Annotated in this window: 19 protein-coding genes and 6 pseudogenes; 14 read left to right on the forward strand and 11 right to left on the reverse strand. The window is 65.6% G+C overall.

Features of this window, described 5'->3' with window-relative positions:
* Positions 1-59 precede the first annotated feature (59 nt).
* Complete coding sequence (locus ACQ86E_RS08520) at positions 60-419, reverse strand: DUF2200 domain-containing protein (protein ID WP_431205021.1); 360 nt, start codon at positions 417-419, stop codon at positions 60-62.
* Positions 392-1,639, reverse strand: coding sequence for an LLM class flavin-dependent oxidoreductase (locus tag ACQ86E_RS08525; protein WP_431205022.1), 1,248 nt, complete (start codon positions 1,637-1,639; stop codon positions 392-394). Before ACQ86E_RS08525 ends, ACQ86E_RS08520 begins: the two co-directional genes overlap by 28 nt.
* A gap of 255 nt (positions 1,640-1,894) precedes the next feature.
* On the opposite strand from ACQ86E_RS08525, the gene napE reads away from it, so the two are divergent.
* From napE to ACQ86E_RS08560, 7 genes and pseudogenes are all read left to right on the forward strand, one after another.
* Positions 1,895-2,080 (forward strand): periplasmic nitrate reductase, NapE protein, encoded by a 186-nt coding sequence (napE, locus tag ACQ86E_RS08530; protein ID WP_431205023.1) that lies wholly within the window; start codon positions 1,895-1,897, stop codon positions 2,078-2,080.
* 27 nt (positions 2,081-2,107) lie between these two features.
* Positions 2,108-2,422: a chaperone NapD gene (locus tag ACQ86E_RS08535; RefSeq protein WP_431205024.1), complete on the forward strand. Its 315-nt coding sequence runs from the start codon at positions 2,108-2,110 to the stop codon at positions 2,420-2,422.
* Positions 2,423-2,439: 17 nt separating this feature from the next.
* Positions 2,440-4,954, forward strand: a pseudogene (napA, locus tag ACQ86E_RS08540) (nitrate reductase catalytic subunit NapA).
* Complete coding sequence (locus ACQ86E_RS08545; protein WP_431205025.1) at positions 4,951-5,421, forward strand: nitrate reductase cytochrome c-type subunit; 471 nt, start codon at positions 4,951-4,953, stop codon at positions 5,419-5,421. The pseudogene napA and the gene ACQ86E_RS08545 overlap by 4 nt, the downstream one beginning before the upstream one ends.
* Positions 5,418-6,056: a NapC/NirT family cytochrome c gene (locus ACQ86E_RS08550; protein WP_431205026.1), complete on the forward strand. Its 639-nt coding sequence runs from the start codon at positions 5,418-5,420 to the stop codon at positions 6,054-6,056. The genes ACQ86E_RS08545 and ACQ86E_RS08550 overlap by 4 nt, the downstream gene beginning before the upstream one ends.
* 191 nt (positions 6,057-6,247) lie before the next feature.
* On the forward strand, positions 6,248-7,336 hold the full coding sequence (locus tag ACQ86E_RS08555; RefSeq protein WP_431205027.1) for a DUF2336 domain-containing protein: 1,089 nt from the start codon (positions 6,248-6,250) through the stop codon (positions 7,334-7,336).
* Between the two features lie 98 nt (positions 7,337-7,434).
* Positions 7,435-8,549, forward strand: a pseudogene (locus tag ACQ86E_RS08560) (ATP-dependent DNA helicase).
* A gap of 96 nt (positions 8,550-8,645) precedes the next feature.
* Here ACQ86E_RS08560 and ACQ86E_RS08565 read toward each other — a convergent pair.
* Positions 8,646-10,333 (reverse strand): annotated as a pseudogene (locus tag ACQ86E_RS08565) (caspase family protein).
* 69 nt (positions 10,334-10,402) lie between these two features.
* Positions 10,403-11,349 (reverse strand): IS630 family transposase gene (locus ACQ86E_RS08570; protein ID WP_431206431.1). Its coding sequence is split into 2 segments (ribosomal slippage): positions 10,403-11,013 and positions 11,013-11,349, totalling 948 coding nucleotides; the frame shifts between segments, so codons are not numbered across the junction.
* 277 nt (positions 11,350-11,626) lie between these two features.
* Between ACQ86E_RS08570 and msrA the strand changes: the two genes are divergently transcribed.
* From msrA to ACQ86E_RS08590, 4 genes are all read left to right on the forward strand, one after another.
* Positions 11,627-12,331, forward strand: coding sequence for a peptide-methionine (S)-S-oxide reductase MsrA (gene msrA / locus ACQ86E_RS08575; RefSeq protein WP_431205028.1), 705 nt, complete (start codon positions 11,627-11,629; stop codon positions 12,329-12,331).
* 24 nt (positions 12,332-12,355) lie between these two features.
* Complete coding sequence (gene msrB, locus ACQ86E_RS08580; RefSeq protein WP_431205029.1) at positions 12,356-12,775, forward strand: peptide-methionine (R)-S-oxide reductase MsrB; 420 nt, start codon at positions 12,356-12,358, stop codon at positions 12,773-12,775.
* A 107-nt stretch (positions 12,776-12,882) separates the two neighbouring features.
* Positions 12,883-13,047, forward strand: coding sequence for a DUF3309 family protein (locus tag ACQ86E_RS08585; protein ID WP_431205030.1), 165 nt, complete (start codon positions 12,883-12,885; stop codon positions 13,045-13,047).
* Positions 13,048-13,249: 202 nt separating this feature from the next.
* The gene (locus ACQ86E_RS08590; protein ID WP_014439893.1) at positions 13,250-13,546 is read left to right on the forward strand and encodes a hypothetical protein; all 297 of its coding nucleotides are present in this window, start codon (positions 13,250-13,252) and stop codon (positions 13,544-13,546) included.
* Between the two features lie 211 nt (positions 13,547-13,757).
* Here the strand turns inward: ACQ86E_RS08590 and ACQ86E_RS08595 are convergent.
* Together ACQ86E_RS08595 and ACQ86E_RS08600 are read right to left on the reverse strand one after the other, a co-directional pair.
* Positions 13,758-14,314: pseudogene (locus tag ACQ86E_RS08595) on the reverse strand (DUF4112 domain-containing protein).
* A 59-nt stretch (positions 14,315-14,373) separates the two neighbouring features.
* Complete coding sequence (locus tag ACQ86E_RS08600) at positions 14,374-14,802, reverse strand: DUF5413 family protein (RefSeq protein ID WP_431205031.1); 429 nt, start codon at positions 14,800-14,802, stop codon at positions 14,374-14,376.
* 153 nt (positions 14,803-14,955) lie between these two features.
* On the opposite strand from ACQ86E_RS08600, the pseudogene ACQ86E_RS08605 reads away from it, so the two are divergent.
* Positions 14,956-15,200, forward strand: a pseudogene (locus ACQ86E_RS08605) (hypothetical protein).
* Positions 15,201-15,456: 256 nt separating this feature from the next.
* The gene (locus tag ACQ86E_RS08610) at positions 15,457-15,753 is read left to right on the forward strand and encodes a hypothetical protein (RefSeq protein WP_431205032.1); all 297 of its coding nucleotides are present in this window, start codon (positions 15,457-15,459) and stop codon (positions 15,751-15,753) included.
* A 63-nt stretch (positions 15,754-15,816) separates the two neighbouring features.
* Here the strand turns inward: ACQ86E_RS08610 and ACQ86E_RS08615 are convergent.
* The 5 genes and pseudogenes from ACQ86E_RS08615 to ACQ86E_RS08635 form a co-directional block, all read right to left on the reverse strand.
* Positions 15,817-17,453 (reverse strand): annotated as a pseudogene (locus ACQ86E_RS08615) (hypothetical protein).
* A 37-nt stretch (positions 17,454-17,490) separates the two neighbouring features.
* Positions 17,491-18,783 carry an adenylosuccinate synthase gene (locus ACQ86E_RS08620; RefSeq protein WP_431205033.1) on the reverse strand — a complete coding sequence of 431 codons (1,293 nt, stop codon included), beginning with the start codon at positions 18,781-18,783 and terminating at the stop codon, positions 17,491-17,493.
* A gap of 252 nt (positions 18,784-19,035) precedes the next feature.
* Positions 19,036-19,719 (reverse strand): ABC transporter ATP-binding protein, encoded by a 684-nt coding sequence (locus ACQ86E_RS08625; protein WP_431205034.1) that lies wholly within the window; start codon positions 19,717-19,719, stop codon positions 19,036-19,038.
* A complete protein-coding gene (locus tag ACQ86E_RS08630) occupies positions 19,712-20,938 on the reverse strand; it encodes an ABC transporter permease (RefSeq protein ID WP_431205035.1) in 1,227 nt (408 codons plus the stop codon). The genes ACQ86E_RS08625 and ACQ86E_RS08630 overlap by 8 nt, the downstream gene beginning before the upstream one ends.
* Positions 20,935-22,203, reverse strand: coding sequence for an efflux RND transporter periplasmic adaptor subunit (locus ACQ86E_RS08635; RefSeq protein WP_431205036.1), 1,269 nt, complete (start codon positions 22,201-22,203; stop codon positions 20,935-20,937). Before ACQ86E_RS08635 ends, ACQ86E_RS08630 begins: the two co-directional genes overlap by 4 nt.
* A gap of 105 nt (positions 22,204-22,308) precedes the next feature.
* Here ACQ86E_RS08635 and mgtA point away from each other — a divergent pair, with 105 nt between their 5' ends.
* Positions 22,309-24,807, forward strand: a complete 2,499-nt coding sequence (gene mgtA / locus ACQ86E_RS08640; RefSeq protein WP_431205037.1) for a magnesium-translocating P-type ATPase — start codon at positions 22,309-22,311, stop codon at positions 24,805-24,807.
* The last annotated feature ends 79 nt before the right edge of the window (positions 24,808-24,886 follow it).

Here is a 24,886-nt window from a genome sequence, read left to right on the forward strand (position 1 = left end):
ACGGGTGCCGTCGGCATCGTCCGGGCAACGCCGCATTGCGAGCGGACAGAGGGCGCCGCTCAGGACTCCGCTTTTCGCAGGATCTTGTCCATTGTCTTTCCCTTGGCCAGCTCGTCGATCAGCTTGTCCAGGTAACGGATCTCCCGCATCGTCGGTTCTTCGATCTCCTCGACCCGGACGCCGCAGATGACACCTTTGATCAGGGCGCGCTGAGGATTGATGCGGGGCGCCTTGGCAAAGAAGGTTTCGAAGTCCGTCTGCTTCTTCAGTTGAGCGTCCAGCTCCTTCTGACCATAGCCCGTCAGCCACGAGATGATCTGATCGACCTCCGCTTTCGTCCGTCCCTTCCTCTCCGCCTTCGCAACGTAAAGCGGGTACACGCTTGCGAAGCTCATCGTATAGATCCGGTGCTTTGCCACGATGAGCGTCCTCCTAGCCGGCCGCTGCCTTCGACGGCGCGACGTTGACGGCGAGCTTGCCGTAGCGGTCCGAAAAGGCCTCGGTGTCGATTTCCTCCAGCTTGATCTCGCCGCTCATCACGCCCTGCTTCCAGGCCGCCTGCGCCGGGTCGTTCTGGAATTCCGGCATCACCTCGCGGCCGAACAGCTCGAGCCGATTCGCAGATGTGCTCGTGGCTGTTCTTGCCAGCTTGATTGAGCAGGATGACCTGGTCGATGTGCGAGGACTGGAAGCGCTTCAACTTCTTGCGGATCGTCTCGGGCGAGCCGATCAGGCCGCCGCGCAAGGCTGCCTCCTGCGCCTCCGGATTGTCGCGCTTCCACTTGTTGTACTCGTCCCACATGTTGACGGTGTAGGGCGCGGGACGCTGGCGGTTCTGCGAGGCGCCGTAGAAGCGCAGCGCGAACTGGAAGAAGGTGGCGCCGTCGGCGCGCGCGCGCGCCTCCTCGTCGGTCTTCGCGCACATGAAGAACGACACCAGCGCCATGTTCGGATTGATCTCGTAGTCGGCGAGCTTGGTGAGCCGCTTGGTCATGGCGTTGTAATAGGCGTGCACCCAGGCATGCGCGGCGTCGGCGCTGACGAACTGGAAACCGAGCGCGCCGAAGCCGTAGCGGCCGGCGCGCTCGATCGTCGGCAGCTGCGAGCACGCCAGCCAGAGCGGCGGATGCGGCTTCTGCACCGGCTTCGGCACGACGTTGCGCAAGGGGATGTCGAAATATTTGCCGTGGTACTCGCTGCCCGCGTCCTTGAACATCGGGAAGATCGCCTGCACGGCTTCCTCGAAGACCTCCTTCTTGGTCTCCATGTCGCGGCCGAACGGCGTGAGCTCGGTGATGGACGCGCTCTCGCCCATGCCGAATTCGCAGCGGCCGTTGGAGAGCAGGTCGAGCACCGCGACGCGCTCGGCAACGCGTGCCGGGTGGTTGGTGGTGAGCTGGAGGATGCCGTGGCCGAGCCGGATGTTCCTGGTGCGCTGGCTCGCGGCGGCGAGGAACGATTCCGGCGAGGGTGAATGCGAATATTCCTCGAGGAAATGATGCTCGACGACCCAGGCGTGGTCGTAACCGAACCTGTCGGCGAGTTCCATCTGCGAAAGGGCGTTCTGGTAGAGCGCGAGTTCGTCGCCGGCGACCCACGGACGTGGCAGTTGCAGCTCATAGAAGATGCCGAACTTCATGACGCCTCTCCCGCATTATTGTTGTTGATGCCATCTTAATGCGTGAGGTGGCGCTGTCCACGGAATCGCAATTCCGCTGCGCGGGAGATCAATCACGCTTAGGTTCCGGCACGGCCCCATAGACGTGCTGCGACATTCCTGCGACCTGGCTTATTGATCCAGATCAACGCGTCAGCGGCCCGACTGCATCTAAGATGCAGCAAGGTAACGGCCCGGATGCCGTCCCAATCCCCCCAAATTTCATAGAGACCGAATATGTCGGCCCCAGACGACGCGTCATCGCGCGTGCGCCGTAAGCGCATGGAGATTTTCGCTTTTCTGTTCCTGACCGCGGTCGTGATGCCCGTCCTCGCGGTCGGAACGGTCGGCTCCTACGGTCTCGGCGTCTGGGTCTACCAGATGTTTGCCGGACCTCCCGGCCCGCCGCCCTCCCCGCATTGATCATTCGAACAGCGAAAGACAGGCATCATGGCTGAAGCCACACTCAACCGCCGCGCATTGATCACCGGCCGGATGCTCGGCGCCGACCGCGTCGTCCCGCCGCCGGGCTGCGAGATCGCCAGCATCATCGTGCAGGCGCGCCCCGAACGCCTCGCCGAACTGGAAGCCGCGATCACCGGCCTTGCCGGGTGCGAGATTCACGGCCGCGATCCGCGGGGAAAACTCATCGTCGTGACCGAGGCGCCTGATTCCGGCAGCCTCGGCACCCTGCTCAACACCATCCAGTCGCTGCCCGACGTTTATTCCGCGGCGCTGGTGTTCCACGCCATCGAAACCGCCTGAGCAAGGAAGAGCCATCCATGACATCGCCAAAGCTCGACCGCCGCCAGATGCTGAAGCTCGAGGCCGCCGCGATCGCGGCGGCCGCCGCGGGCATGCCGGTGCCGGCGCTTGCCGCGAACCTCGTCGCAGAGCGCGACGTCGCCGAACTGAAATGGGACAAGGCCGCCTGCCGCTTCTGCGGCACCGGCTGCTCCGTGATGGTCGCGACCAAGGACAACCGCGTCGTCGCCACCCACGGCGACACCAAGGCCGAGGTCAACCGCGGCCTCAACTGCGTCAAGGGGTACTTCCTCTCCAAGATCATGTACGGCCACGACCGCCTGACGCAGCCGATGCTGCGCAAGACGAACGGCAAGTACGACAAGAACGGCGAATTCACACCGATCAGCTGGACCGAAGCCTTCGACATCATGGAGGTGAAGTGGAAGGAGGCGATCAAGAAGCGCGGGCCGAACGGCGTCGCCATGTTCGGCTCCGGCCAGTGGACGGTCTGGGAAGGATATGCGGCCTCGAAACTGTTCAAGGCCGGCTTCCGCACCAACAACATCGACCCCAATGCGCGCCACTGCATGGCCTCCGCCGTCGCCGGCATGATGCGCACCTTCGGCATCGACGAGCCGCCTGGCTGCTATGACGACATCGAGGCCACCGACGCCTTCGTGCTGTGGGGCTCCAACATGGCGGAGATGCATCCGATCCTGTGGACGCGCGTGGCCGACCGCCGGCTGTCCGCCCCGCATGTCCGCGTCGCCGTGCTCTCGACCTTCGAGCACCGCTCGTTCGACCTCGCCGACATCGGCATGATCTTCAAGCCGCAGACCGACCTCTATCTGCTCAACGCCATCGCCAACCACATCATCAAGACCGGCCGGGTCAACAAGGACTTCGTCGCCGCGCACACCATCTTCCGGCGCGGCCAGACCGACATCGGCTACGGCCTGCGGCCCGAGCATCCGCTGCAGAAGAAGGCGACGGGGGCGGCGAAGGCCAACGACTCCACCGACATGAGCTACGACGAGTACGTCAAGTTCGTGTCGGACTACACGCTGGAGAAGGCGGCCGAGATGTCCGGTGTGCCGCTCAATCGCCTCGAGGCGCTGGCCGAGCTCTATGCGGATCCGAAGACAAAAGTGGTCTCGTTCTGGACCATGGGCTTCAACCAGCACACCCGCGGCGTCTGGTGCAACAACCTCGTCTACAACATCCACCTTCTGACAGGAAAGATCTCCGAGCCCGGCAACAGCCCGTTCTCGCTGACCGGCCAGCCCTCGGCCTGCGGCACCGCGCGCGAGGTCGGCACCTTCTCGCACCGCCTCCCCGCCGACATGGTCGTCACCAACAAGGAGCACCGCACCAAGGCCGAGCACCTCTGGCTGCTGCCCGAAGGCACCATTCCCGACAAGCCCGGCGCCCACGCCGTGCTGCAAAGCCGGATGCTGAAGGACGGCCTGATCAACGCCTATTGGGTGCAGGTCAACAACAATCTCCAGGCCGGTCCGAACGCCAACGAGGAGACCTATCCGGGCTTCCGCAATCCCGACAATTTCATCGTTGTCTCCGACGCCTATCCGTCGGTGACGGCGCTGGCCGCCGATCTGATCCTGCCGACCGCGATGTGGGTGGAGAAGGAAGGGGCCTATGGCAACGCCGAGCGGCGCACGCAGTTCTGGCATCAGCTCGTCGCGGCGCCCGGCGAGGCCAAGTCCGATCTGTGGCAGTTGATGGAGTTCTCCAAGCGCTTCAAGATCGAGGAGGTCTGGCCCGAGGAGCTGATCGCCAAGAAGCCCGAGGTTCGCGGCAAGACGCTGTTCGACGTGCTCTACAGGAACGGCCAGGTCGACAAATTCCCGGTTACCGACATCGAGCAGGGCTACCTCAACGACGAGTCCAAGGCGTTCGGCTTCTACGTCCACAAGGGTCTGTTCGAGGAATACGCCAGCTTCGGCCGTGGCCATGGCCACGACCTCGCGCCGTTCGACACCTATCACCGGGAGCGCGGCCTGCGCTGGCCCGTCGTCAACGGCCAGGAAACCAGATGGCGTTTCCGCGAGGGCAGCGATCCCTACGTCAAGCAGGGCGCGGGCGTGCAGTTCTACGGCTATCCGGACGGCAAGGCGCGCATCTTCGCGCTGCTCCTACGAGCCGCCGGCGGAATCGCCCGACGGTGAATATCCGTTCTGGCTCTCGACCGGCCGCGTGCTGGAGCACTGGCATTCCGGCACCATGACGCGCCGCGTGCCCGAGCTCTACAAGGCGTTCCCGGAGGCGGTGGTCTTCATGCATCCGGACGACGCGCAGGAAGCCAAGATCCGGCGCGGCGACGAGGTGAAGGTGGTGTCCCGCCGCGGCTTCATTCGCGCCCGCGTCGAGACGCGCGGCCGCGACCGGCCGCCGCGTGGCCTCGTCTTCGTGCCGTGGTTCGACGAATCCAAGCTGATCAACAAGGTGACGCTGGACGCCACCGATCCGATCTCGCTGCAGACCGACTACAAGAAATGCGCCGTGCGCATCGAGCGGGTGAACCTGTCATGATGAAACGATTTGGCATTGCCCTGCTCGCGGTCGCGATCGCCGCCGCTGCGAGTTCGCTGACCGCGCAGACCGTGACGTCGGGCCTGCGCGGGCCGACCCCGCTCAACGACGAGGGTCCGGCGCCGCCGATGCTGCCAAACCGCAACACCTCCGAGCGTGAGGTGCGCAACTATCCGGAGCAGCCGCCTGTCATCCCGCACACGATCGACGGCTATCAGATCGACCTCAACGGCAACAAATGCCTGTCGTGCCATGCGCGGGCGCGCATCGCTGAATCGCAGGCCCCTATGGTGTCGATCACGCATTTCATGGACCGCGACGGCCAGTTCCTGGCCTCGATCTCGCCGCGCCGCTTCTTCTGCACCGAGTGCCACGTGCCGCAGAACACCGCCAACCCACCCGTCAGCAACGACTTCACCGACATCGACACGCTGCTGTCGCGCTCGAGCCCCGGTGGCCGCCGATGACGACCGCCGACGAACCCGACATCAAGCGTGGCTTCATCGCGCGTGCCTGGGATTTCGCGCGCGAGCTGTGGCAGGTGCTGATCCGGCCGAGCTCGGTGTTCGGGCTCGGCGTGCTGGTGCTGGCGGGCTTTGCCGCCGGCGTGATCTTCTGGGGCGGTTTCAACACCGCGCTGGAGCTGACCAACACCGAGAAGTTCTGCACCGGCTGCCACGAGATGAAGGACAACGTCTTCGCCGAGCTGAAGTCGACCATCCACTTCACCAATCGCTCCGGCGTGCGGGCGACCTGCCCGGACTGCCACGTGCCGCACAACTGGACCGACAAGATCGCGCGCAAGATGCAGGCCTCCAAGGAGGTCTGGGGCAAGATCTTCGGCACGATCGACACCCGCGAGAAATTCCAGGACCATCGCCTGGAGCTCGCCGCGCACGAATGGGCGCGCTTCAAGGCCAACGATTCCCTGGAATGCCGCAACTGCCACAGCGCCGATTCCATGGACATCACCAAGCAGTCGCCGCGGGCCTCGGTGGCGCACCAGCGCTTCCTCTTCACCAAGGAAAAGACGTGTATCGACTGCCACAAGGGCATCGCCCACCATCTGCCCGACATGCGCGGCGTGCCCGGCTGGCAATAACGACGTCCTGACCTCCCGGCCGCGGCAACCCCGGATTTCCCCGAGGGTTGCCGTTTTTCGATAACGAAAGGGTTCCCCGGAGGCTTTCCGATACCTTTCGATACACGCCGCTTAAATCTTCCCGGAGCAATGCTGCCTCCCACGCGGTGCAAGCCGCGGTTGGAAATACTGCTTTGGGCCAGAAGAGCGTGATGCAGCAGGCGAATTCGATCATCGACGAACTCGAGGATGCCGTCCGCAACGGCACGTCGGCAAAACGGGTCGAGACCCTACGCCGGGTCACCGACCTGTTTCTCGACCAGGGCGAGCGCCTCAGCGACGATCAGGTCGAAGTCTTCGATCATGTGCTCGCGCATCTGGTAACGCGGGTGGAAAGTCGCGTCAGGGCCGAACTCGGCGATCGCCTTGCGCCACTGAACTATGCTCCGACCGGGGTGCTGGAAAATCTCGCCTGGGACGACGAGATCGCCGTCGCCGGCAAGGTTCTGACCGAGTCCAATCGCCTGAGCACCCCGACGCTGGTCGAAATCGCGAAAGCCAAGGGCCAGGATCATCTGTTCGCCATTTCGGGCCGCGCGGACCTGCCGGAGGTCGTCACCGACGTTCTGGTCGAGCGCGGCGAGCGCCAGGTCATCCGCCGGCTCGCCGTCAACTCGACCGCCCGCTTTTCCGCAGAGGGCTATGGCGGCATGGTCGCGCACGCGGAAGGCGACGAAACCCTCGCCGAGGCGCTCGGCCTGCGCATCGACCTTCCCATCAAATATCTTCGCGATCTGCTGCAGCGCGCCACCGAGGCCGTGCGGGCGCGCCTTGCCACAATCGCGCCCGCCGAACTCCAGGCCGAAATCAAGCGCATCCTCACCGCAATCACCAGCAAGGCGGTGCCGCCCGCGCCGCAGCGAGATTTCAGCCTGGCTGAAGCTGCGGTCAAGCGGATGAAGGGCCTCAACGAGCTCAACGACCCCGCCATCGCCCGGTTCGCGGAAACCAAGAAATTCGACGAGGTCGCGGCCGCGCTCGGGCTTCTCAACAACAGCGCGCCGACCGAGTTGTTGGCGAAGGTGCTGGAAGGACCGCGGGCGGATCTCGTACTGATCCCCTGCAAGTCGGCGGGCCTCGGCTGGCCCACGGTCGAGAAGATCCTTTGCAATCGGCCGGCCAAATACCGCATCGACGCGGCCACCTTGAAGCTCGCAAGCACGGATTTCGTCAAGCTGTCCGCGGCCACGGCCGAGCGCACGCTGCGCTTCTGGCAGCTGCACGACCGGATCGACAAATAGGCTGCGACCCGCGGGGAGGCCCGACGCCGCTTGAACCGGCGGGCCGAATGGTTAGTTTCCGAGAAGCGGCGAATCGCCGGTTCCCTTCTCAAGCAGACATGGCCACATTCACTCCGCATCAGGATGCCGCGCTCAAAGCCGTCGGCGACTGGCTCAAGGCAAAACCCGGCCGGAACGGCACGCCGCCGGTGTTCCGGCTGTTCGGTTTTGCCGGCACCGGCAAGACCACGCTGGCACGGCACATCGCCGACGGCGTCGATGGCGAGGTGAAGTTTGCCGCTTTCACCGGCAAGGCGGCGCTCGTCATGCGCAACAAGGGCTGCGACGAGGCCTCCACCATCCACTCGCTGATCTACCGCGCCCGCGAATCCGGCGAGGAGCAGCCGAGTTTTGAACTCTGGGACGATGCGCCGGCGTCAAAAGCAAAACTGATCGTGATCGACGAATGCTCGATGGTTGACGCGGAATTGGGCCGCGACCTGATGTCGTTCGACTGCCCGCTGCTCGTGCTCGGCGACCCCGCGCAGCTTCCCCCATCCAGGGCGGCGGCTTCTTCACCAACACCGAGCCCGACGCGATGCTGACCGAGGTGCACCGCCAGGCCCAGGACGATCCGATCGTGCGGATGTCGATGGACGTCCGCGAAGGACGCGAGCTCGACATCGGCCGTTACGGCGAGAGCGAAGTGGTGTCGCGCAAGGAGCTCGATCCTGATCGCGTCATGGGCGCCGACCAGGTGCTGGTCGGCCGCAACAACACGCGGCGCGCCTATAATATGCGGGTGCGCCAGCGCCAGAACATCGAGGACGTCTTCCCGGTCGCCGGCGACAAGCTGGTCTGCCTGCGCAACAACCGCAAGAAGGGCCTGTTCAACGGCGGCCTGTGGCGCGTGAAGTCGCGCAACACCTCGCGCTCGAAGTCGCGCATTCTCAGCATGCGGCTGTCGCCGGACGAGGATCTCGGCCACAAAGTGACGAAGGTCTCGGTGCGCGCCGATTGCTTCGAGGGCGGCGTCGAGGCGATCGCCTGGGAGCAGCGCAAGCCCTATGACGAGTTCGACTACGGCTACGTGCTGACCGTGCACAAGTCGCAGGGCTCGCAATGGGACGACGTCGTGCTGTTCGACGAGAGCTTTGCGTTCGGGGAGAGCCGGGCGCGGTGGCTGTACACGGGCATCACGCGCGCGGCGAAGCGCCTGAGCATCGTGGTGTGAGGCTGCCGTAGCCCGGATGGAGCGCAGCGCAATCCGGGGTTAGGTGCGCGCTCGCGATTCCCGGATTTCGCTGCGCTCCATCCGGGCTACGAGCCCTCACTTCCCCGCGACAAAATAAAAATCTTCACGTCCCGGCGGCGAGCCGTATGTGAACGGCTGCTGCTCGTGCTTGGTGGCGGACCAGACGTCGTCGCGGATGATGTCGAACAGTTTCCGGATCTCGACCTTCGGCACCTTGATCTCGCGCGCGAGCGCGGTGGAGAACGGGCTGTCGGCGCCGCCGTCGCCGTCCATCGCGGTCTCGCCGTGCTTGGCGGCGTAGACCACCATGAAGCCGGCGCCGGGCTCGATGTTGGAAAAACCCTTGTCGACCAGCTTCAGCGACAGCGTGCGCTGCATGGTCGGCGCGAACGGGTTGTCGCGGCAGGCATCCAGAATCACCAGGCGCACTTTTCGCGCGGCACCGACCGCGGCGATGACCTGCTCCAGCGCCACCGCCTGGGTCTCGGCATCCCGGTCGGCGGCAAGCCTGGCGTCGACGGGGACAAGGTAATTCACTCCGGCGATCTCGAATCCGTGGCCGGCGTAATAGACCACGGCCCAGTCGGCCTTTTCCGCTTCGGCGGCGAACGTCTGCAGCGCCTCGAAGAACTTGTCGCGGGTCAGGTCGCTCGCCGATATCACCGTCTGGAAACCGACATCGCGCAGCGCCCCTGCGATCAATTTCGAATCGCGCGGCGGATTGGGCAAGGCGTGGACGTTCTTGTAGGCGCCGTTGCCGATCACCAGCGCGACCCGTCGCCCGGTGGGCGCGCCCCCCGGCGTTTGCGGCGTCAGCGCGGCGAGGCGCTCCTGCGCGATGGCGCGGGCGCGCGCGACGTCGGGGTCGTCGAATTTCGTCAGCGAATAGGCCGCCGCGCGATAGTCGGCGCGCGCCTGCGCGAGATCCTTCCTGCGCTCATAGATCTGGCCGCGGGCGGAATGGGCACGGATATTGTTCGGGTTGATCTGAAGCGCCGCATTGTAACCCTTCAGCGCGGCATCGAGATCGCCCTTCATGACGTAGACATCGGCGCGATTGTTGATCGCGTAGACGTTCTTCGGCTGCTTCTCGATCAGGCCGTTGCAGTCCGCGAGGGCCTGGTCGAACTTGCCCATCAGGCCCCAGGTGATGCAGCGGTTGCCGGCGATCTGCGGCGCGGCCGGATCGATCTTCTCGGCCTCGGCGAAATCGGCGAGCGCGCCGTCATAGTCCTTCATCAGCGTGCGCACGCGGGCACGGTTGGTCCAGCCGAGGATGAACTTGGGCGTCAGCTTGATCGACAGGCTGAAATCGTCGAGCGCGCTTTGCAGCGCGCCCTCCGCACCTGAATGACGCCGCGGTTATTGTAGGGAACGCCGTAGGTCGGGCGCTTTTGCAGCGCGAGATTGTAGTCGGCCATCGCAAGGTCGTCCTTGCCCGAACGCTCATAGGCAAGGCCGCGCAGGTTGAGCGCCACGACATTGTCGGGATCGAGGTCGGCGGCCATGGACAGGGTCTCGATGGCGTGGACGTAGTCGCGCTTGTTGACGAGGATGTTGCCGCGCACCGAGAGCGCGATGGACTTGTCCTTACCGGCGAGGCGGTCGATTTTGAGCAGGGTGTCGCAGGCCTGCGCGCGGGCCGAAAGCTCGACCTGGCGGTCGAGGCAGGTGGCGAGATCGCCGCCTTGTTGCGGCTCGGCCGCGGCAATCGCAGCGGCGGACATCAGGATAGCGAGGATCACGGGAATGACGCGCAGCATATTGTCAGTCAGCTCCAGCCACTACATCTCCAGGTCGATCGTCGATGGCACGGGCTCATCTAGAGCGTTTCACATTTTGATTGAAGCATAACCGGCGTTAGCAAAGTAGTTGGCGCATTCGCGTGGTTGGATGTCCTGGACGAGGTGACCGATGTGGCGCCAAGTGTCCTCGATGGTGCGCTTCTGAGCTTGCCGCATCCAGTGTTTGATCTTGGAGAAGGCCTGTTCGATCGGGTTGAGGTCGGGCGAGTACGGCGGTAGGTACCATAGCCTGGCGCCAGCCGCCTTGATCATCTGCCTGACGGCTTTCGACTTGTGGCTTCCGAGATTGTCGAGGATGACGATGTCGCCTTCGCGCAGGGTCGGCAGGAGAATGTGCTTCACGTAACCGCGGAAGCATTCAGCGTTGATCGGGCCGTCGAAGACGCAGGGTGCCGTGAGTTGGTCATGGCGGAGCGCGCCGAGGAATGTGAGGGTACGCCAGTGCCCGTGCGGGGCGAAGCCGCGCAGGCGGGCCCCTTTGGGTCCCCAGCCTCGCAAAGGGGCCATGTTGGTCTTGATCCAGGTCTCATCGATGAAGACGAGCCGGCCCGGATCGAGCCCGGCCTGCCAGGATCGCCAACGCTGGCGCCTACGAGAGACGTCTGCGCGTGCCTGTTCGAGGGCGAACAGTGTTTTTTGAAGCGCAGCCCTTCCCGGCGCAGGAACAGCCAGACTGCGTTGTGCGAGACCTTGACCCCGCGGGCTGCCAGTTCCGCCTTCAGACCATGCAGCGTCAGGTGCGGCGTCTGAGTGATCCGCTCGACGATGAAGGCGCGGTGCGGATCAAGCACAGGTTTGCGGTGACCGCCCATCTTGCCAGGCGCTACCGAGCCGGTTGTTCGATAACGCTGCGACCACTTCACAACTGACGAGACCGCAACGCCAAACCGTTCTGCCACGGATCGGCAGCTCTCACCTTTGGCAACGGCGGACACCGCGCGCTTACGTAAATCGTTGGAAATTGGTCGGACCATCGGATGCTGGCCTCCAGCCCAGCCAGCATCTTGAATCATATTCGCCCCAGCTCCGGAATCCCTTCCGATTCAATAAATCTGTGAACCGCTCTAGCGCGAAGTTCCTCATCTCGCCAAGCCGCCTCGTCCAAGGCTCATTTTCACGGCCTCGTGTCCCTCCCGGGCGTAACAATCGCAGCCTTCGCCCGTATCTGGGATGATGCGAAAACGCGACCGGGCAGGCTGTTCGCCCGGCCTCGGTCGCCCTAGACTGTCAGCTTCCGAAAGAGGATCCGCCATGCGCCGACCTGTCCTGTTGTCCCTGCTCGCCGCCACCACCGTCCTGGGGCTGGCCTTCGCCATGCCGTCCCGGGCCGCGGAGGACGCGGTTGTGATCCCCGCGCCCGCCATGGATGCAGCGCCCGCAACCGGAATCCAGACCGCCGTGATCGCCGGCGGGTGCTTCTGGGGCGTGCAGGGCGTGTTCCAGCACACAGCGGGCGTCGTCAACGCCGTCTCCGGCTATGCCGGCGGCACAAAGGCGACCGCCGACTACCAGACCGTCTCGAGCGGACGGACGGGCCATGCCGAAGCGGTCGAGATCAAGTACGACCCGAAGAAGATCTCCTATGGAAAGATTTTGCAGATCTACTTCTCGGTGGCGCACGACCCGACCCAGCTCAACCGCCAGGGCCCCGACAGCGGCACGCAATATCGCTCGGCGATCTTCACCACCTCCGACGAGCAGAAGAAGGTGGCCGATGCCTATATCGCCCAGCTCAACGGCGCCAAGGTGTTCGGCAAGCCGATCGTGACCAAGGTCGGCGCGCTGGAGGCGTTCTACCCGGCGGAGGCCTATCACCAGGACTATCTGACCCTGCACCCGAACCAGCCCTACATCGCCTATAACGACATTCCGAAGGTCGAGAACCTCAAAAAGCTGTTCGCGGATAACTACATCGAGAAGCCGACGCTGGTCAGTGCCAGCAAGGCCACCAACTGACAACACCAAGCAAACGGGAGACCGATGCCCGACACCAAAACGAAGACCACCGACGACAAGGTCATCAAGAGCGAAGAGCAGTGGCGGCGTGAATTGTCGCCGATGCAATACGCGGTGCTGCGCGAGAAGGCGACCGAGCGTCCCTTCTCGGGTGAATACGAGCACGACCACCGGGCCGGCACCTATGTCTGCGCCGGCTGCGGCAATGAGCTGTTCGAGTCCGACGCCAAGTTCGATTCCGGCTGTGGCTGGCCGAGCTTCACCGCGCCTGCCGTCGAAAGCCATGTCGACGAGGAGCACGATGCAAGCCACGGCATGATCCGCACCGAGGTGCTCTGTTCCAAGTGCAGCGGCCATCTCGGCCATGTGTTCCCCGACGGCCCCGGGCCGACCGGCCTGCGCTACTGCATCAACTCGGCGGCGCTGAAGCTCCAGCCGAAATAATATTGCGGGCCGCCGGGTTCCGACATGGAACCCGGCGGCCCGTTGTGCTTTCTCTCCCAGCGGTGCGGCGGATGGAGCGCAGTCAGGCAACCGCCAGGGAGGATGCCATGACGCTTGGGACCATCCTGATCATCCTGGTGATCATCTATCTCGTCGGCGGCATGTCCGGCCGGATCGGCGGCTACGGCTACGGCATGGGCCATTCCGGCATGGGGATCGGCGGCGTCGTGCTGGTGGTGCTGGTCGTGCTGCTGCTCCTCGGCAAGCTATAAACCATGCAACCCATTGATTTGATTGAATTTATAGCGCCTGCGGACCTGCCATGCGTGGATTCATCATCTCGCATCGCAGGGGTCGCATTTTTGTCAAAACGGCCTATATTAGAGGACGAAAATGACCTGTGCGGCGAGCCCATCCTGCCGCCCCAAACCCCACGCGCTTAAAGCCCCAGAGAAGATCACGAGGTCTTTGACCATGCGTCCACTGCGTCCGTTCAACTTCAACACTTCCGCCGAACTCTTCCCCGCTGCCATCCGCAAAAAGAAGCGCGCAGGGTTCACCTATCGCCGCTTCGGCACCGCGGCCGAAGCCGTGCAGTTCGCGATGGAGCAGTTGCCGACGGATTCGCTGAACGGCGCCTATCTCCAGGTCGAGGAAGCGCGCTTCGACCAGAACGGCATCCGCTCGCTCTATGAGAGCGAAGCGTTCCCGCTGGAGCGTCACCGCAAGCCCGAGCCGGTGGCCGCGGAGACCGACGCCGACGCGGCGTAAGCTTTTTCGCAGACATTCGATGTGTGCTGAAAGCGCGATGGCCCAAGGGCCGTCGCGCTTTTCGCGTTTTGGGGGCATGGATGTTTCCACAGCGTCATGGCCGGGTCTGTCCCGGCCATCCACGCCCTTCCCCTCCGCACGAAGAAAGTGGATGCCCGGGACAAGCCCGGGCATGACGACCTCTCGTGGCACCGTTGAAAGGCTGAGAGACTCAGACGCGTGGCTGCTTGTCGAGCCAGCGGCGCAGCAGGCGAACGTTGCGCATGTTGGCCCGGAACATGACGTCGAAGGCGTCGCCTGCGAACGGCACGATGCCGACCACGCCGTCGACCGCGACATTGCCGAGCATGCGCGCGGTGATGTACCAGGGCGCGCCCAGCGCGCGGGCCTCGCGCACCAGCCACAGCGAGATCGCGGTGGTGATGATGTCGCCGACCACGGGGATCAATCCGATCAGCCCGTCGATGCCGTAGCGGATGTTGGTGCCGGGCACGACGAAGGCGACGTCGAGCAGTTTTGCGATCGCCTCGATCCGCGCGATCCGCTGCTCCCGCGTCAGATTGCCGAACGGACCACCTTGCCCGAACTCGAAGCGAAATTCGCGAAACCCCTGCTCCAGCGTTTCTGGGCGGATCGCCTCGGGACGAACTTCGTGGCCGTCCTGGTCGATGATCGGGCCACGCGCCCGGGGGCCTGAAGAGGGCGCGCCCGAGCGCTCCCCGATCGGGATTTGCGCGGAGCGAGGATGTCGTCGTCGGACATGGTCATGGCTTCCAGAGAACGCGCCAGCGCGGCGGAAGTTGCTGCCGCGCCCGAACGCCGCGGGCTCAGGTCGGCGCCGCCGCCGCCGGCAGCGGCTCCTCGACATATCGATGCACCAGCCAGGATGAAATCACCGAGGGCACGAACCCCACCAGGCCATACAGGATGAACTGAACCGCGCCGGAATCCGGACCGCGGGAGCTGTAGGTCAGCGAGGCCAGCACGAAGGCGAACAGGCCGACCAGGAGCATCCGCAGCACCGGGCCGATGCGCCTGACGTGGAGCAGGATGTCGTCCACCGCGCCGATCATCAGCGACGGCAGGAAGCCGAACAGATAGCTGTATTGCAGCGTCTTGAAGAACACCGCGAGGAGCTTGCCGACCTCGCCCAGGCTGGTCTGGGTCCAGTAGCCGGACTGATAGGTCGTCGTCAGCAGCAGCAGGAACCCGCCCACAAACGGGCCGACCAGGGCGAACACCAGATAACGCTTCATCGAACACCTCACACGTCCCCGCGTTTATAGCAGCGCGGCGGGAAGCTTGGATAGCGGGTTCCGACGACGTCGGCCCCATATCGGGAACGACTGGCAAATCGGCGAGTTCTCAGCTGACTGCAAAATCCTACTTCAGCACGATTGGACCCAATGATGCGTTGTACAACCTTCCTTCTCGCGGCAGTTGCGTTGACGACCGTGACAGGACTTTCGACTGTCTCCGCTTCCGCGCAGGGACACATGGGCACCCCCAGGAACAGAAGGCCTGTTCTCGCGACGCCTCCCGCTTCTGCCGCAAGGATCTCGGCAACGACATGGCCGTTCAGGGTTGCCTGCAAGCAAATCGCGCCAAGCTGTCGCGATCATGCGACAAGGTCTTCAAGAGCCACGGGATGTGAGCTTGCGCGGTCGTTCGCGTGACGGCCGCGCAACAATTGCAAATTCGTTTGCGCCGCCCATTGCAGCTCTTTGACAATGGCGCATACTTCACTCGGGCGGCGCAGCACTTTTCGATTCGAACATCACGAGAGATCGAGCGACCACATGCGGGATTAAAGTCCCGGCGTGAAGGCTGTGACATGCGGCAGATCAAGCCGCGTGCGGCGTCCCAAAACCAAGTGGTTCAATCCACGGAACTCCGGGGACGCATTTCGCATGACACGCTACCAGACCATCGCTTCGCGCTTCAAACCCATCGCTTCGCTGCTGGCCTTCGCCGCCACCGCGATCGTACTCCAGACATCGCCGGGCCTCGCCTTCTCGTCCGAAGCGCAGCAGATGTGCACCGGCGATGCGATGCGGCTGTGCGCGAGTGAGATCCCCGACATTCCCCGGGTCAGGGCCTGCATGGTGCAGAAGAAAGCGGAGGTCAGCCCCGGCTGCCGCGCCGTGATGGACCGCGAGCATGCAGCGGCCACCGCATCGCGCAAGCGGGAAGCGGCGGCGCAGTAGCCAACCATCCCGGATGTCATTCCGGGGCGGTGCGCAGCACCGAACGCGGAATGACAGAGTGCCTCAATCGCCCCACTGCGCGAACGCGTCGTTGAAGGCGCGCTCGCCGGGGGCGCCCTTCTCGATCGCGATGATGGCGCGGCGCTGGTTGGCGTAGACCAATGGCACGTCGAACCAGGAACGCTCCTTCAGGAGCTGAACGTTGCGGCTGCGGTCGGCATCGACGTTGGAGAGGCCGACCAGGAAGAAGCCGTCGGTGACCTTCACCGCGAGACCCGCGAGCGGCGTGCCGCGCGCCTGCTCGTTCGACTTCATCAGGATGCCCGGCACGTTGGAGACGCCGCCGCCCGGAAAGTCCGGCGGCAGGATGAAGGTCAGTTCCGCGGTATGGCTCGCCGGCAACGACGAGTCGGTGTTGCGGCGGAACGACATCGTCATCTTGAACTTGCGGTCGGGGATCTCGATGTCGGCGCGCACGGCCACGTCGGCCTTCTGGTTGCCCGACGCCTTGATCGGCTCGAGCCGCCACACCACCGAGCCGACATATTGCTTGCCCTTGGGATCGGACGGATCCTCGTCATAGAGCACGACCTTCTGCGCCACCGGCGCGACCGGCTGGTCGTTGGCCGAAGGCTGGCCGACGCGATCGGGAATCTTGGGCTTGCTCTGCGGCTGGGCCGGATCCTTCGGCGCCTCCACCACCTGGGTGGACGAGGACTTGAACAGGCCGCTCACGGTCTGCACCAGCGGCTTGCCCCAGAGGATGCCGGCGCCGACCAGGATCAGCACGATGCCGACGGCGATCGCGCTCTTGAACGGGAAGACCGAGCCGGTGCGCACGCGCTTCTTTTGGTGTCGCGCTCGGGCGCGATGCGCGGACGCGGCGACGGTTGCTGCGGCGCGTAGCGCTCGGCCTCCTCGATCGACTCGTCGTAGGAATAGGGCGCGTCCTGCTCGCCGACGCGGTTTTCCAGGCTCGGCTCCAGCCGGTCGAACTCCGGCGAGGGCGAGGGCACGTTGGCATAGGTACGGCGCGCGGCCCGGCTGGCCTGCGCGGCGGCGCCGCCGAGATCGTTGACGTCGGCGGTGATGTCACGGAAACCGCGCACGCCCGGGGCCGGCGGCAGCGATGGCGGCGGGCCGACGTCCGGCGGACGGCGGCCGCCCTGACGATCACCTTGGCGATCGCGTCCGGACGGCGGCGCAGGCGGCGGCTCCGGCATTGGCGGAGCGGACGGGCCCGGCTGGCGCGGGGCGTCAAAACGGGGAGCCCGCGGCGAACGCGGGGCGTCGCCCTGGTCGTCGACATTGAAGGACGGCCGGTCGGCACGGGGCGGCGGCGGCGCCGGACGCGCGCGCGGCGGAGCAGCCGGCTGGGATGCGGGCGGGCCGCCTTCGGTGGCGCGGGTGCTGGCGCGGCGGAAGGCATCGCCGCTGCCGCTGCCGCCGCTGCGGGGGGCGCCGGGGCGTGAAGCCTCGCGGGCGCGCTGGGACGCTTCTGACTCGACCTTGCGGACAGCCTCTTCCAGCGACAGCCGTTCGCGGGTGATCTCGGATTCGGAAAGCGGTGGCTGAACGCTGCGGAGCTGCGCGATCAGGGCCGTACGCGCCCGCTCATAGAGCGCGCGACGGCTTTCGCCGGGAGCATTGGGGTCCAGGGCGGCAATAGCGCGGGCGATCAGCGGATAGTAATCAGCCATTTCAACTCAACTATATCCGCGGCCTGGTAAGAGATCGTTAAGCCTCAAACGGATTTTGCACCAGGATAGTATCCTCGCGTTCGGGGCTGGTGGAAAGCAGCGCGACCGGGCAGCCCACCAATTCCTCGATGCGGCGGACATATTTGATGGCCTGGGCGGGCAGCTGGGCCCACGACCTCGCGTTGGCGGTCGGCTCCTTCCAGCCCTCGATGGTCTCCCAGATCGGCTCGACCCGGGCCTGCGCCCCCTCGCCGGCCGGGAAATAATCGATCTCCTTGCCGTCGAGCTTGTAGCCGACGCAGACCTCGATCGACTCAAAACCGTCGAGGATGTCGAGCTTGGTCAGTGCCAGGCCGTTGATGCCGCAGGTCCGGACCGCCTGGCGCACCAGCACGGCATCGAACCAGCCGCAGCGGCGCGGCCGCCCGGTGTTGGTGCCGAATTCGCGGCCGCGCTCGCCGATCTTGCGGCCGATCTCGTTGTCCTGCTCGGTCGGGAACGGGCCCTGGCCGACGCGGGTCGTATAGGCCTTGCACAGGCCGAGCACATAGCCGACCGAGGCGGGCCCCATGCCCGAGCCGGTCGCAGCCTGCGCCGCCACCGTGTTGGACGAGGTGACGTAGGGATAGGTGCCGTGATCGACGTCGAGCAGCGCGCCCTGTGCGCCCTCGAACAGCATCCGCTTGCCTTCGCGGCGCTTGATGTCGAGCAGCCGCCACACCGTCTCGGCATAGGGCAGCAGTTCCGGCGCCAGCGTGGTCAATTCCTTCAGGATCACCTTGCCGTCGAACTCCGGCAGGTTCAGGCCGCGGCGCAGCGCATTGTGGTGCGCAAGTAGCCGGTCGATCTTGTGCGGCAGCGTATCGAGATCGGCGAGGTCCATCAGGCGGATGGCGCGGCGGCCCACCTTGTCCTCATAGGCCGGCCCGATGCCGCGGCGGGTGGTGCCGATCGCGGTGGCCGCATTGGCCGATTCGCGATGCGCGTCCAGCTCGCGGTGCAGCGGCAGGATCAGGGTGACGTTCTCGGCGACGCGCAGATTGTCCGGCGAAACCGCGACGCCCTGCGAACGCAGCTTGGCGACCTCGTCGAGGAAGGCGGCGGGATCGAACACCACGCCGTTGCCGATCACGGACAGCTTGTTCTCGCGCAGCACGCCCGAGGGCAGCAGCGCGAGCTTGTAGGTCTTGCCGTTGATGACCAGCGTGTGGCCGGCGTTATGGCCGCCCTGGAAGCGAACGACGATGTCCGCCTGCTCCGACAACCAGTCGACGATCTTGCCCTTTCCTTCGTCGCCCCACTGGGCGCCGACGACGACAACATTGGCCATTCGCGGGTAATCCTTCGAAGAATTCTCTGTAAGTGGCAGGATCCAAGCGGAAAACCGGGACCCACTTTTCCGGGACCATACCTGTGCCCAGCCCAATTCCCGGCCAGAGGCCGTTCGCACGCGAGGCGGTCCCACCGGATAAAGGAAGCAGCCCCTCTAGGCAAGCAAGAACGGGGCTTTTTTCCGGCCCAAAGCGCGATCCAAGCCTTTGATATCCCCTAAAAATCTGCCCCGCGGGCCGGTTCGATGGCCTCAAGCCCTGATGCGGCCGTCGACCACCTCGATGATACGGTCGCAGCGCCGCGCGAGGTCCATATTATGGGTCACCAGCAGAAAGCTCGTGCCGCTGTCGCGGTTGACCTGCCGCATCAGCTCGAACACGGCGTCGGCCGACTTGGTGTCGAGATTGCCGGTCGGCTCGTCAGCCAGCACGAGATCGGGATTCATCGCCAGCGCGCGCGCCACCGCCACCCGCTGCTGCTGACCGCCTGACATGTTGTTGGCGAGGTTGCCGGCGAATTTCTCCAGCCCGACCTGCTCCAGCAGATGGTTCGCCCGCGCCTCGATCTCCGCGCCGGGAAAGCCGCGATCAGCCAGCATCGGCATCATGACGTTCTCCCGCGCGGTGAAGGCCGAGATCAGGAGGTGATACTGGAAGATGAACCCGATGGTGTGGCCGCGCAGGCGGGTGATTTCGGCGTCGCCGAGCGCGGCCGTGTCCTGTCCCTTGATCAGGAGACGACCGGACGTCGGCCGGTCGAGCAGGCCGACGATGTTGAGCAGCGTGCTCTTGCCGGAGCCGGATGGGCCCATCAGCGCCAGGAACTCGCCGTGGTCGAGCTTGAGGTCGATGTCATGCAGCACCTCGGTTTCGGTCGGCAGCCCGACGTTGTAGGCCTTGCACACGCCCTCGAGGCGGAGGATCTCGCTAGCCACGGATTGCCACCACCGGGTCCAGTTTGGCGGCCCGCACGGCCGGCGCCATCGCGGCGAGCAGGCCGGTGATGGTGGCCAGCAAGGCCGTGTAGATGAACAGGGATCGCTCCAGCATCAGGGGAAACAACTCCGTGCCGTCGGCCTGGCGCGCCAACGCATGCCAGTAGACCAGCGCGAACGCGCCCATCGCCGCGCCGAACAGCGAGCCGACGAAACCGAGCAGGCCGCCCTGCACCAGGAACACACGCAGGACCTGTCCCCGCGAAGTGCCCATCGCGCGCAGGATGCCGATGTCCTTGGAGCGCTGGATCACCGAGACGACCAGCACGGCCGCGATGCCGAACGCGACGGACAGGCCGACGAACAGGCGGATCAGGGTGTTGGTGTTCTGCTGGGCCTGCACCGCGCTGAAGAACTGCGCGTTGGTCCTGATCCAGCTATCGGCTTCGACCGCATTGGCGGCCTGGATACGCTGGGCGATCTCCTCGGCCGCGTAGATGTCAGTCACCGTGATATCGATGGTGGTGACGCCGCCGATCATGCCGAGCAGCGATTGCGCCGTGCGCAGCGCGGCATAGGCGACGCGCTGGTTGACGCTCTTGTTGCCGAGGTCGACGAGGCCGGAGACGGTGAGAACGCGGTTTGCGCCGGAGGCGGCGCGGACGTTGAGCTTGTCGCCGACGGCGGCGCCGAGATCCTTGGCGAGTTCGATCCCGATGATGATGTCCTCGCTGGTCAGGCGCGGCTCGCCGGCGACGATGTAGTCCGGCACCTTGACGATCTTGAAATAGGAGTCCGGTTCGACGCCGGACAGCGTGACGGAACGGCTGGCGTCGCCGCGCACCACCAGCACCGAGCCGAGGATGGTCGGCGATACCGCCGTGACCTCGGGCATCGCGCGCATCTGGCTCGCGATCTTCGGCCATTGATCGATCGAGATCACGCGCTGGCTCGGACGCTGCACCACCGCGTCTTCGAGCTCGCCTGCGCCTTTGCGCAAGGGGCGCGCGACCTGGTCCGGCGCGAGCAGCTGGATCTGTGGCTGCGAGGTCAGCACGCGCTTGATGAAGTTCGCCTGGAGCCCCGCGAGCATCGCCGACATGAAGACGATGACGGCGACGCCGATCGAGATGCCGCCGATGATGAAGATGGTCTGCAGCCGGCCCTCGCGCAGGAAACGTACCGCCATGGTCCATTCGAACGGCAGCCAGCGGCTCATGGCAGTACGGGCCGCAGGCGCTGCCCGGTCAGGACGCCTGAATTCTGCGGGAGCGCGACGTCGCCGGCGGCGAGGCCGTCGGTGATCTCGACATGGCTGTTGCCGCGCAGGCCGATCTTCACCGGCCGCTGGCTGGCACGGCCGTCCTTGATGCCGAGCACCCAGGGGGCGCCCGACAGGACATCGTGCACCGAGCGCAGCGGCAGGACCAGCGCATCATCCTTGGCGGCGACCTCGATATCCACCGACACCGTCATGTCCTGGCGCAGATAGTCAGGGGGATCGGCGACCGTCAGCTTCACCTCGACCGAGGCGCGGGAAATATCGACGCCGGGATTGATGTAGGTGATGGTGGCGGGAAAACGCCGGTCAGGATAGGCATCGGCGGACGCAATCGCCTTCTGCCCGAGCGCGATCTTGCCGAGATTGCGCTCGTCGATCTGCAGCACGAGTTGAACGTCGCCGGCCGGCGCCAGCACGAGCAGCGCCTTGCCGGGCTGCACCACCGTGCCGCGCTCGACGCTGCGCGTGATGAGAACGCCGTCGCGGGGCGCGGCGATCGTCGCGTAATCGAGCCGGGATTCGGCGGTGTCGAGATTGGCGCGGGCCTGGTTGAGCAGGGTCTGGGCCATCACATAATCGCTGCCGCCCGGACTTGCCGTATAGACCTGAAATTGCGCCGAGCGCATCTGGGCGCGGGCAACGTCGAGCGTCTTCTGCGCATCGTCGAGCGCTGCGCGCGTCGCGTAGCCATTGCGTTCGAGCTGCGCCGTGCGGTCATAGGTCTGCTGGGCGTTGAGCAGCGTCGCCTTGGCCTGCGTCAGCGCCTCCTCGGCCGAGGGCCGCGTCAATTCCTCGATCTGCCTGATGCGCGCCTCGGCCTGGGCCACCGCGCCTTGCGCCTGCACCACGCTCGCTTTCAACTCGCGCGATTCCAGCGAAATCAGCGGCTGGCCCTTGGTGACCTTCTCGCCCTGCTGCACCAGCACCTCCTGCACCGTACCGGTGAGCTGGCTGCCGATCTCCACCCGGAACGGCGTCTCGACATGGCCGCTCGCCACCACCGTCTCAATCAGGTGGCCGCGCTTGACCTGATCGACGACGATGGCGGGCCCGAGGATCGCCCGCGCGCTTTGCCAGCCCCCGAGGCCGAGCAGGACCACGACCGCGAGGATGAACCATTTGTGACTGAGAAATCCCGTCCACAGCGCCGCGACCGAGAACCGGCGCTTGGGCTGCGGCAGGACCATTGCTTGCTCGACCATGGCGGCGACGCTAGCGCGCCCTCGGTCGCCCGGATTGCGGCAGGTCAACACGTTACGCCGAATTTGGCGGCACCTGACCCAGACGCCTCGAAACGGGAGACCCGCTTGCCGGACAGTCCAGCGCACGCCGACAATCATTTCTGGCGTCTTTCACCCGATGAGCTTTGCAAGCGACTGGACTGCACGCTCACAGGCCTGGCTGCAGCGGACGTCTCCGAACGCCTCGACCGCTTCGGAGCCAACAGCGACGCGCCGCCGCGTATCGAGGGCGCCATGCGCGCGATCCTGCGCCGGCTGCTCGAGCCGCTGTCGCTGATCCTGCTGGTGGCCGGCATCATCTCGATGCTGACCGGCGACGAGATCGGCGGGCTCATCATCGTCCTGATCCTCGTGCTTTCGATCGGGCTCGACACCGTCCAGGAGGGCCACGCGATCCGCGCCGCGGAAATCCTCCGCCGCTCGGTCGCGCTCAAGGCCGAGGTCAGGCGCGACGGCGCCTTCCGCGAGATCGACGTCGATCACGTCGTGCCCGGCGACGTCCTGCGCGTCCGCTCCGGCGACATCATTCCTGCGGATGCCCTGATCCTGGAGAGCACGGCCTTCACGGCGGGCGAAGCGGCGCTCACCGGCGAGCCCTATCCGGTACAGAAGCGCGCCGGCGCAGTCAGCGATCCCGACGACACATCGAATGCGCTGTTCCGCGGCGCCGTGGCGCAAACCGGCGAGGCCATCGCGCTCGTGGTCAGGACCGGCCGCGACACCGTGTTCGGAGCGGCGGCGTCCGCGCTCGCCGAAGCGCAGGTGCCCTCCCCGTTCGAGCGCGATCTGCGCGAATTCGGCTTCGTGATCGCGCGCGCCACGCTGGCGCTGGTGCTGGTCGTGCTCACCGTCCGCGTCGTGTTCGGCCGCCCGGTGCTGGACTCGCTGCTGTTCGCGGTCGCGCTCGCGGTCGGGCTGACGCCGGAGCTGCTGCCGATGATCACCACGGTGACGCTGTCGCGCGGCGCGCTGCGTATGGCCGGCCGCAAGGTGATCGTGAAGCGGCTTGCCGCAATCCACGATCTCGGCGCCATGACCGTCCTGTGCACGGACAAGACGGGCACGCTGACCTCGGCCGAGATCACGCTGGCGAAAAGCCTCGACGCCGCAGGCAAGGACGATATGCGGGCCGCGCAGCTCGGCGCCATCGCGGCAACGCTCGGCGGCGATCGCGGCTCGCTGGATGCCGCCCTCGTCGCCGGCCGGCCCGACGCCGCCCAGGGCTGGACGCTGGCGGGACGGCAGGCATTCGACTTCTCGCGCCGGCTGGGATCGGTGCTCGCGACCGGTCCGGAAGGCGCCCTGCTCATCGTCAAGGGCGCACCGGAAGCCGTGCTTGAACTCTGCACGATGGACGAGGCCGCACGCGCAGCGGCGCTGGCCCGCGTGCATGAGCTCGCGAGTGAGGGCCTGCGCACCGTGGCCATCGCCTCGCGGGCCTGGAGCGGCGCGCTGCGCGAGGTCGAGACCGACGACGAGACCGACCTCGCTTTCGGGGGCTTCTGCGCCTTCGCCGATCCGCCAAAGCCGACGGCCGCGGCCGCCATCGCGCGGCTCGCGGCGAGCGGCGTGGCGCTGAAGATCCTGTCGGGCGACGATCCCGTGGTGGTGAAGCGGCTCGCGGGCCTGGTCGGCCTCAACCCCGAGCGCGTGCTGTCGGGCGCCGACATTGCCGAGCTCAGCGACGAGGCGCTCGCCGTACAGGTGCGTTCCGTCGACGCCTTCGGCCGGCTCGCGCCGGACCAGAAATCGCGCATCGTGAAGGCGCTGCAGGCGGGCGGCGAGGTCGTCGGCTTCCTCGGCGACGGCATCAACGACGCACCGGCCCTGAAAGTTGCCGATGTCGGCCTGTCGGTCGACGGCGCGACCGGCGTGGCGCAGGCCGCCGCCGACATCATCCTGCTCGCTTCCGATCTCGAAGTCGTCGCCGACGGCGTCGAGGAGGGACGGCGCACCTTCGCCAACATCCTCAAATATGTCCGGATGGGCGCGAGCTCGAATTTCGGCAACATGCTGTCGATGGCTGCGGCTTCGATCGCGCTGCCGTTCCTGCCGATGCTGCCGACGCAAATCCTGCTCAACAATCTGCTCTACGACCTCTCCGAGCTCGGCATTCCCTTCGACCGCGTCTCAAAGCGGGCCACGGCGCAGCCGCAGGTGTGGAGCATGTCGCGCCTGGTGCGCTTTGCGGCAATCATGGGACCGTTATCGTCGGTGTTCGACGTCGCGACCTTCTGCGCGCTGCTGTACCTGTTCAAGGCCTCGCCGGAAGAATTCCGCACCGCCTGGTTCGTCGAATCGATGGCGACTCAGATCCTCGTGATCTTCATCATCCGCACCAACGGACGGCCCTGGCGCAACTGGCCCGATCCCGTGCTCACGGCCTCCTCGCTGATCGCACTGCTCGCCGCGATGGTGCTGCCGTTCACGCCGCTCGGAACCTGGTTCGGCTTCGTCGCACCGCCGCCGATCATGATGGCCGGCATCGCGCTGCTCGTCGTGGTCTATCTCGCCTGCGCCGAAGTCCTGAAGCCGTTTGCAATTCGCGCCAAACGCCGGCGATGAAGGTTCCCGCCGCATCGCCCTCGCATGATGGCGATGCGCCCACGACCGTTGATATCGGACCGGTTTCCGTGTCTTTGGG

It is taken from the genome of Bradyrhizobium betae, from assembly GCF_050632175.1.
Lineage (GTDB): Bacteria > Pseudomonadota > Alphaproteobacteria > Rhizobiales > Xanthobacteraceae > Bradyrhizobium > Bradyrhizobium betae_B.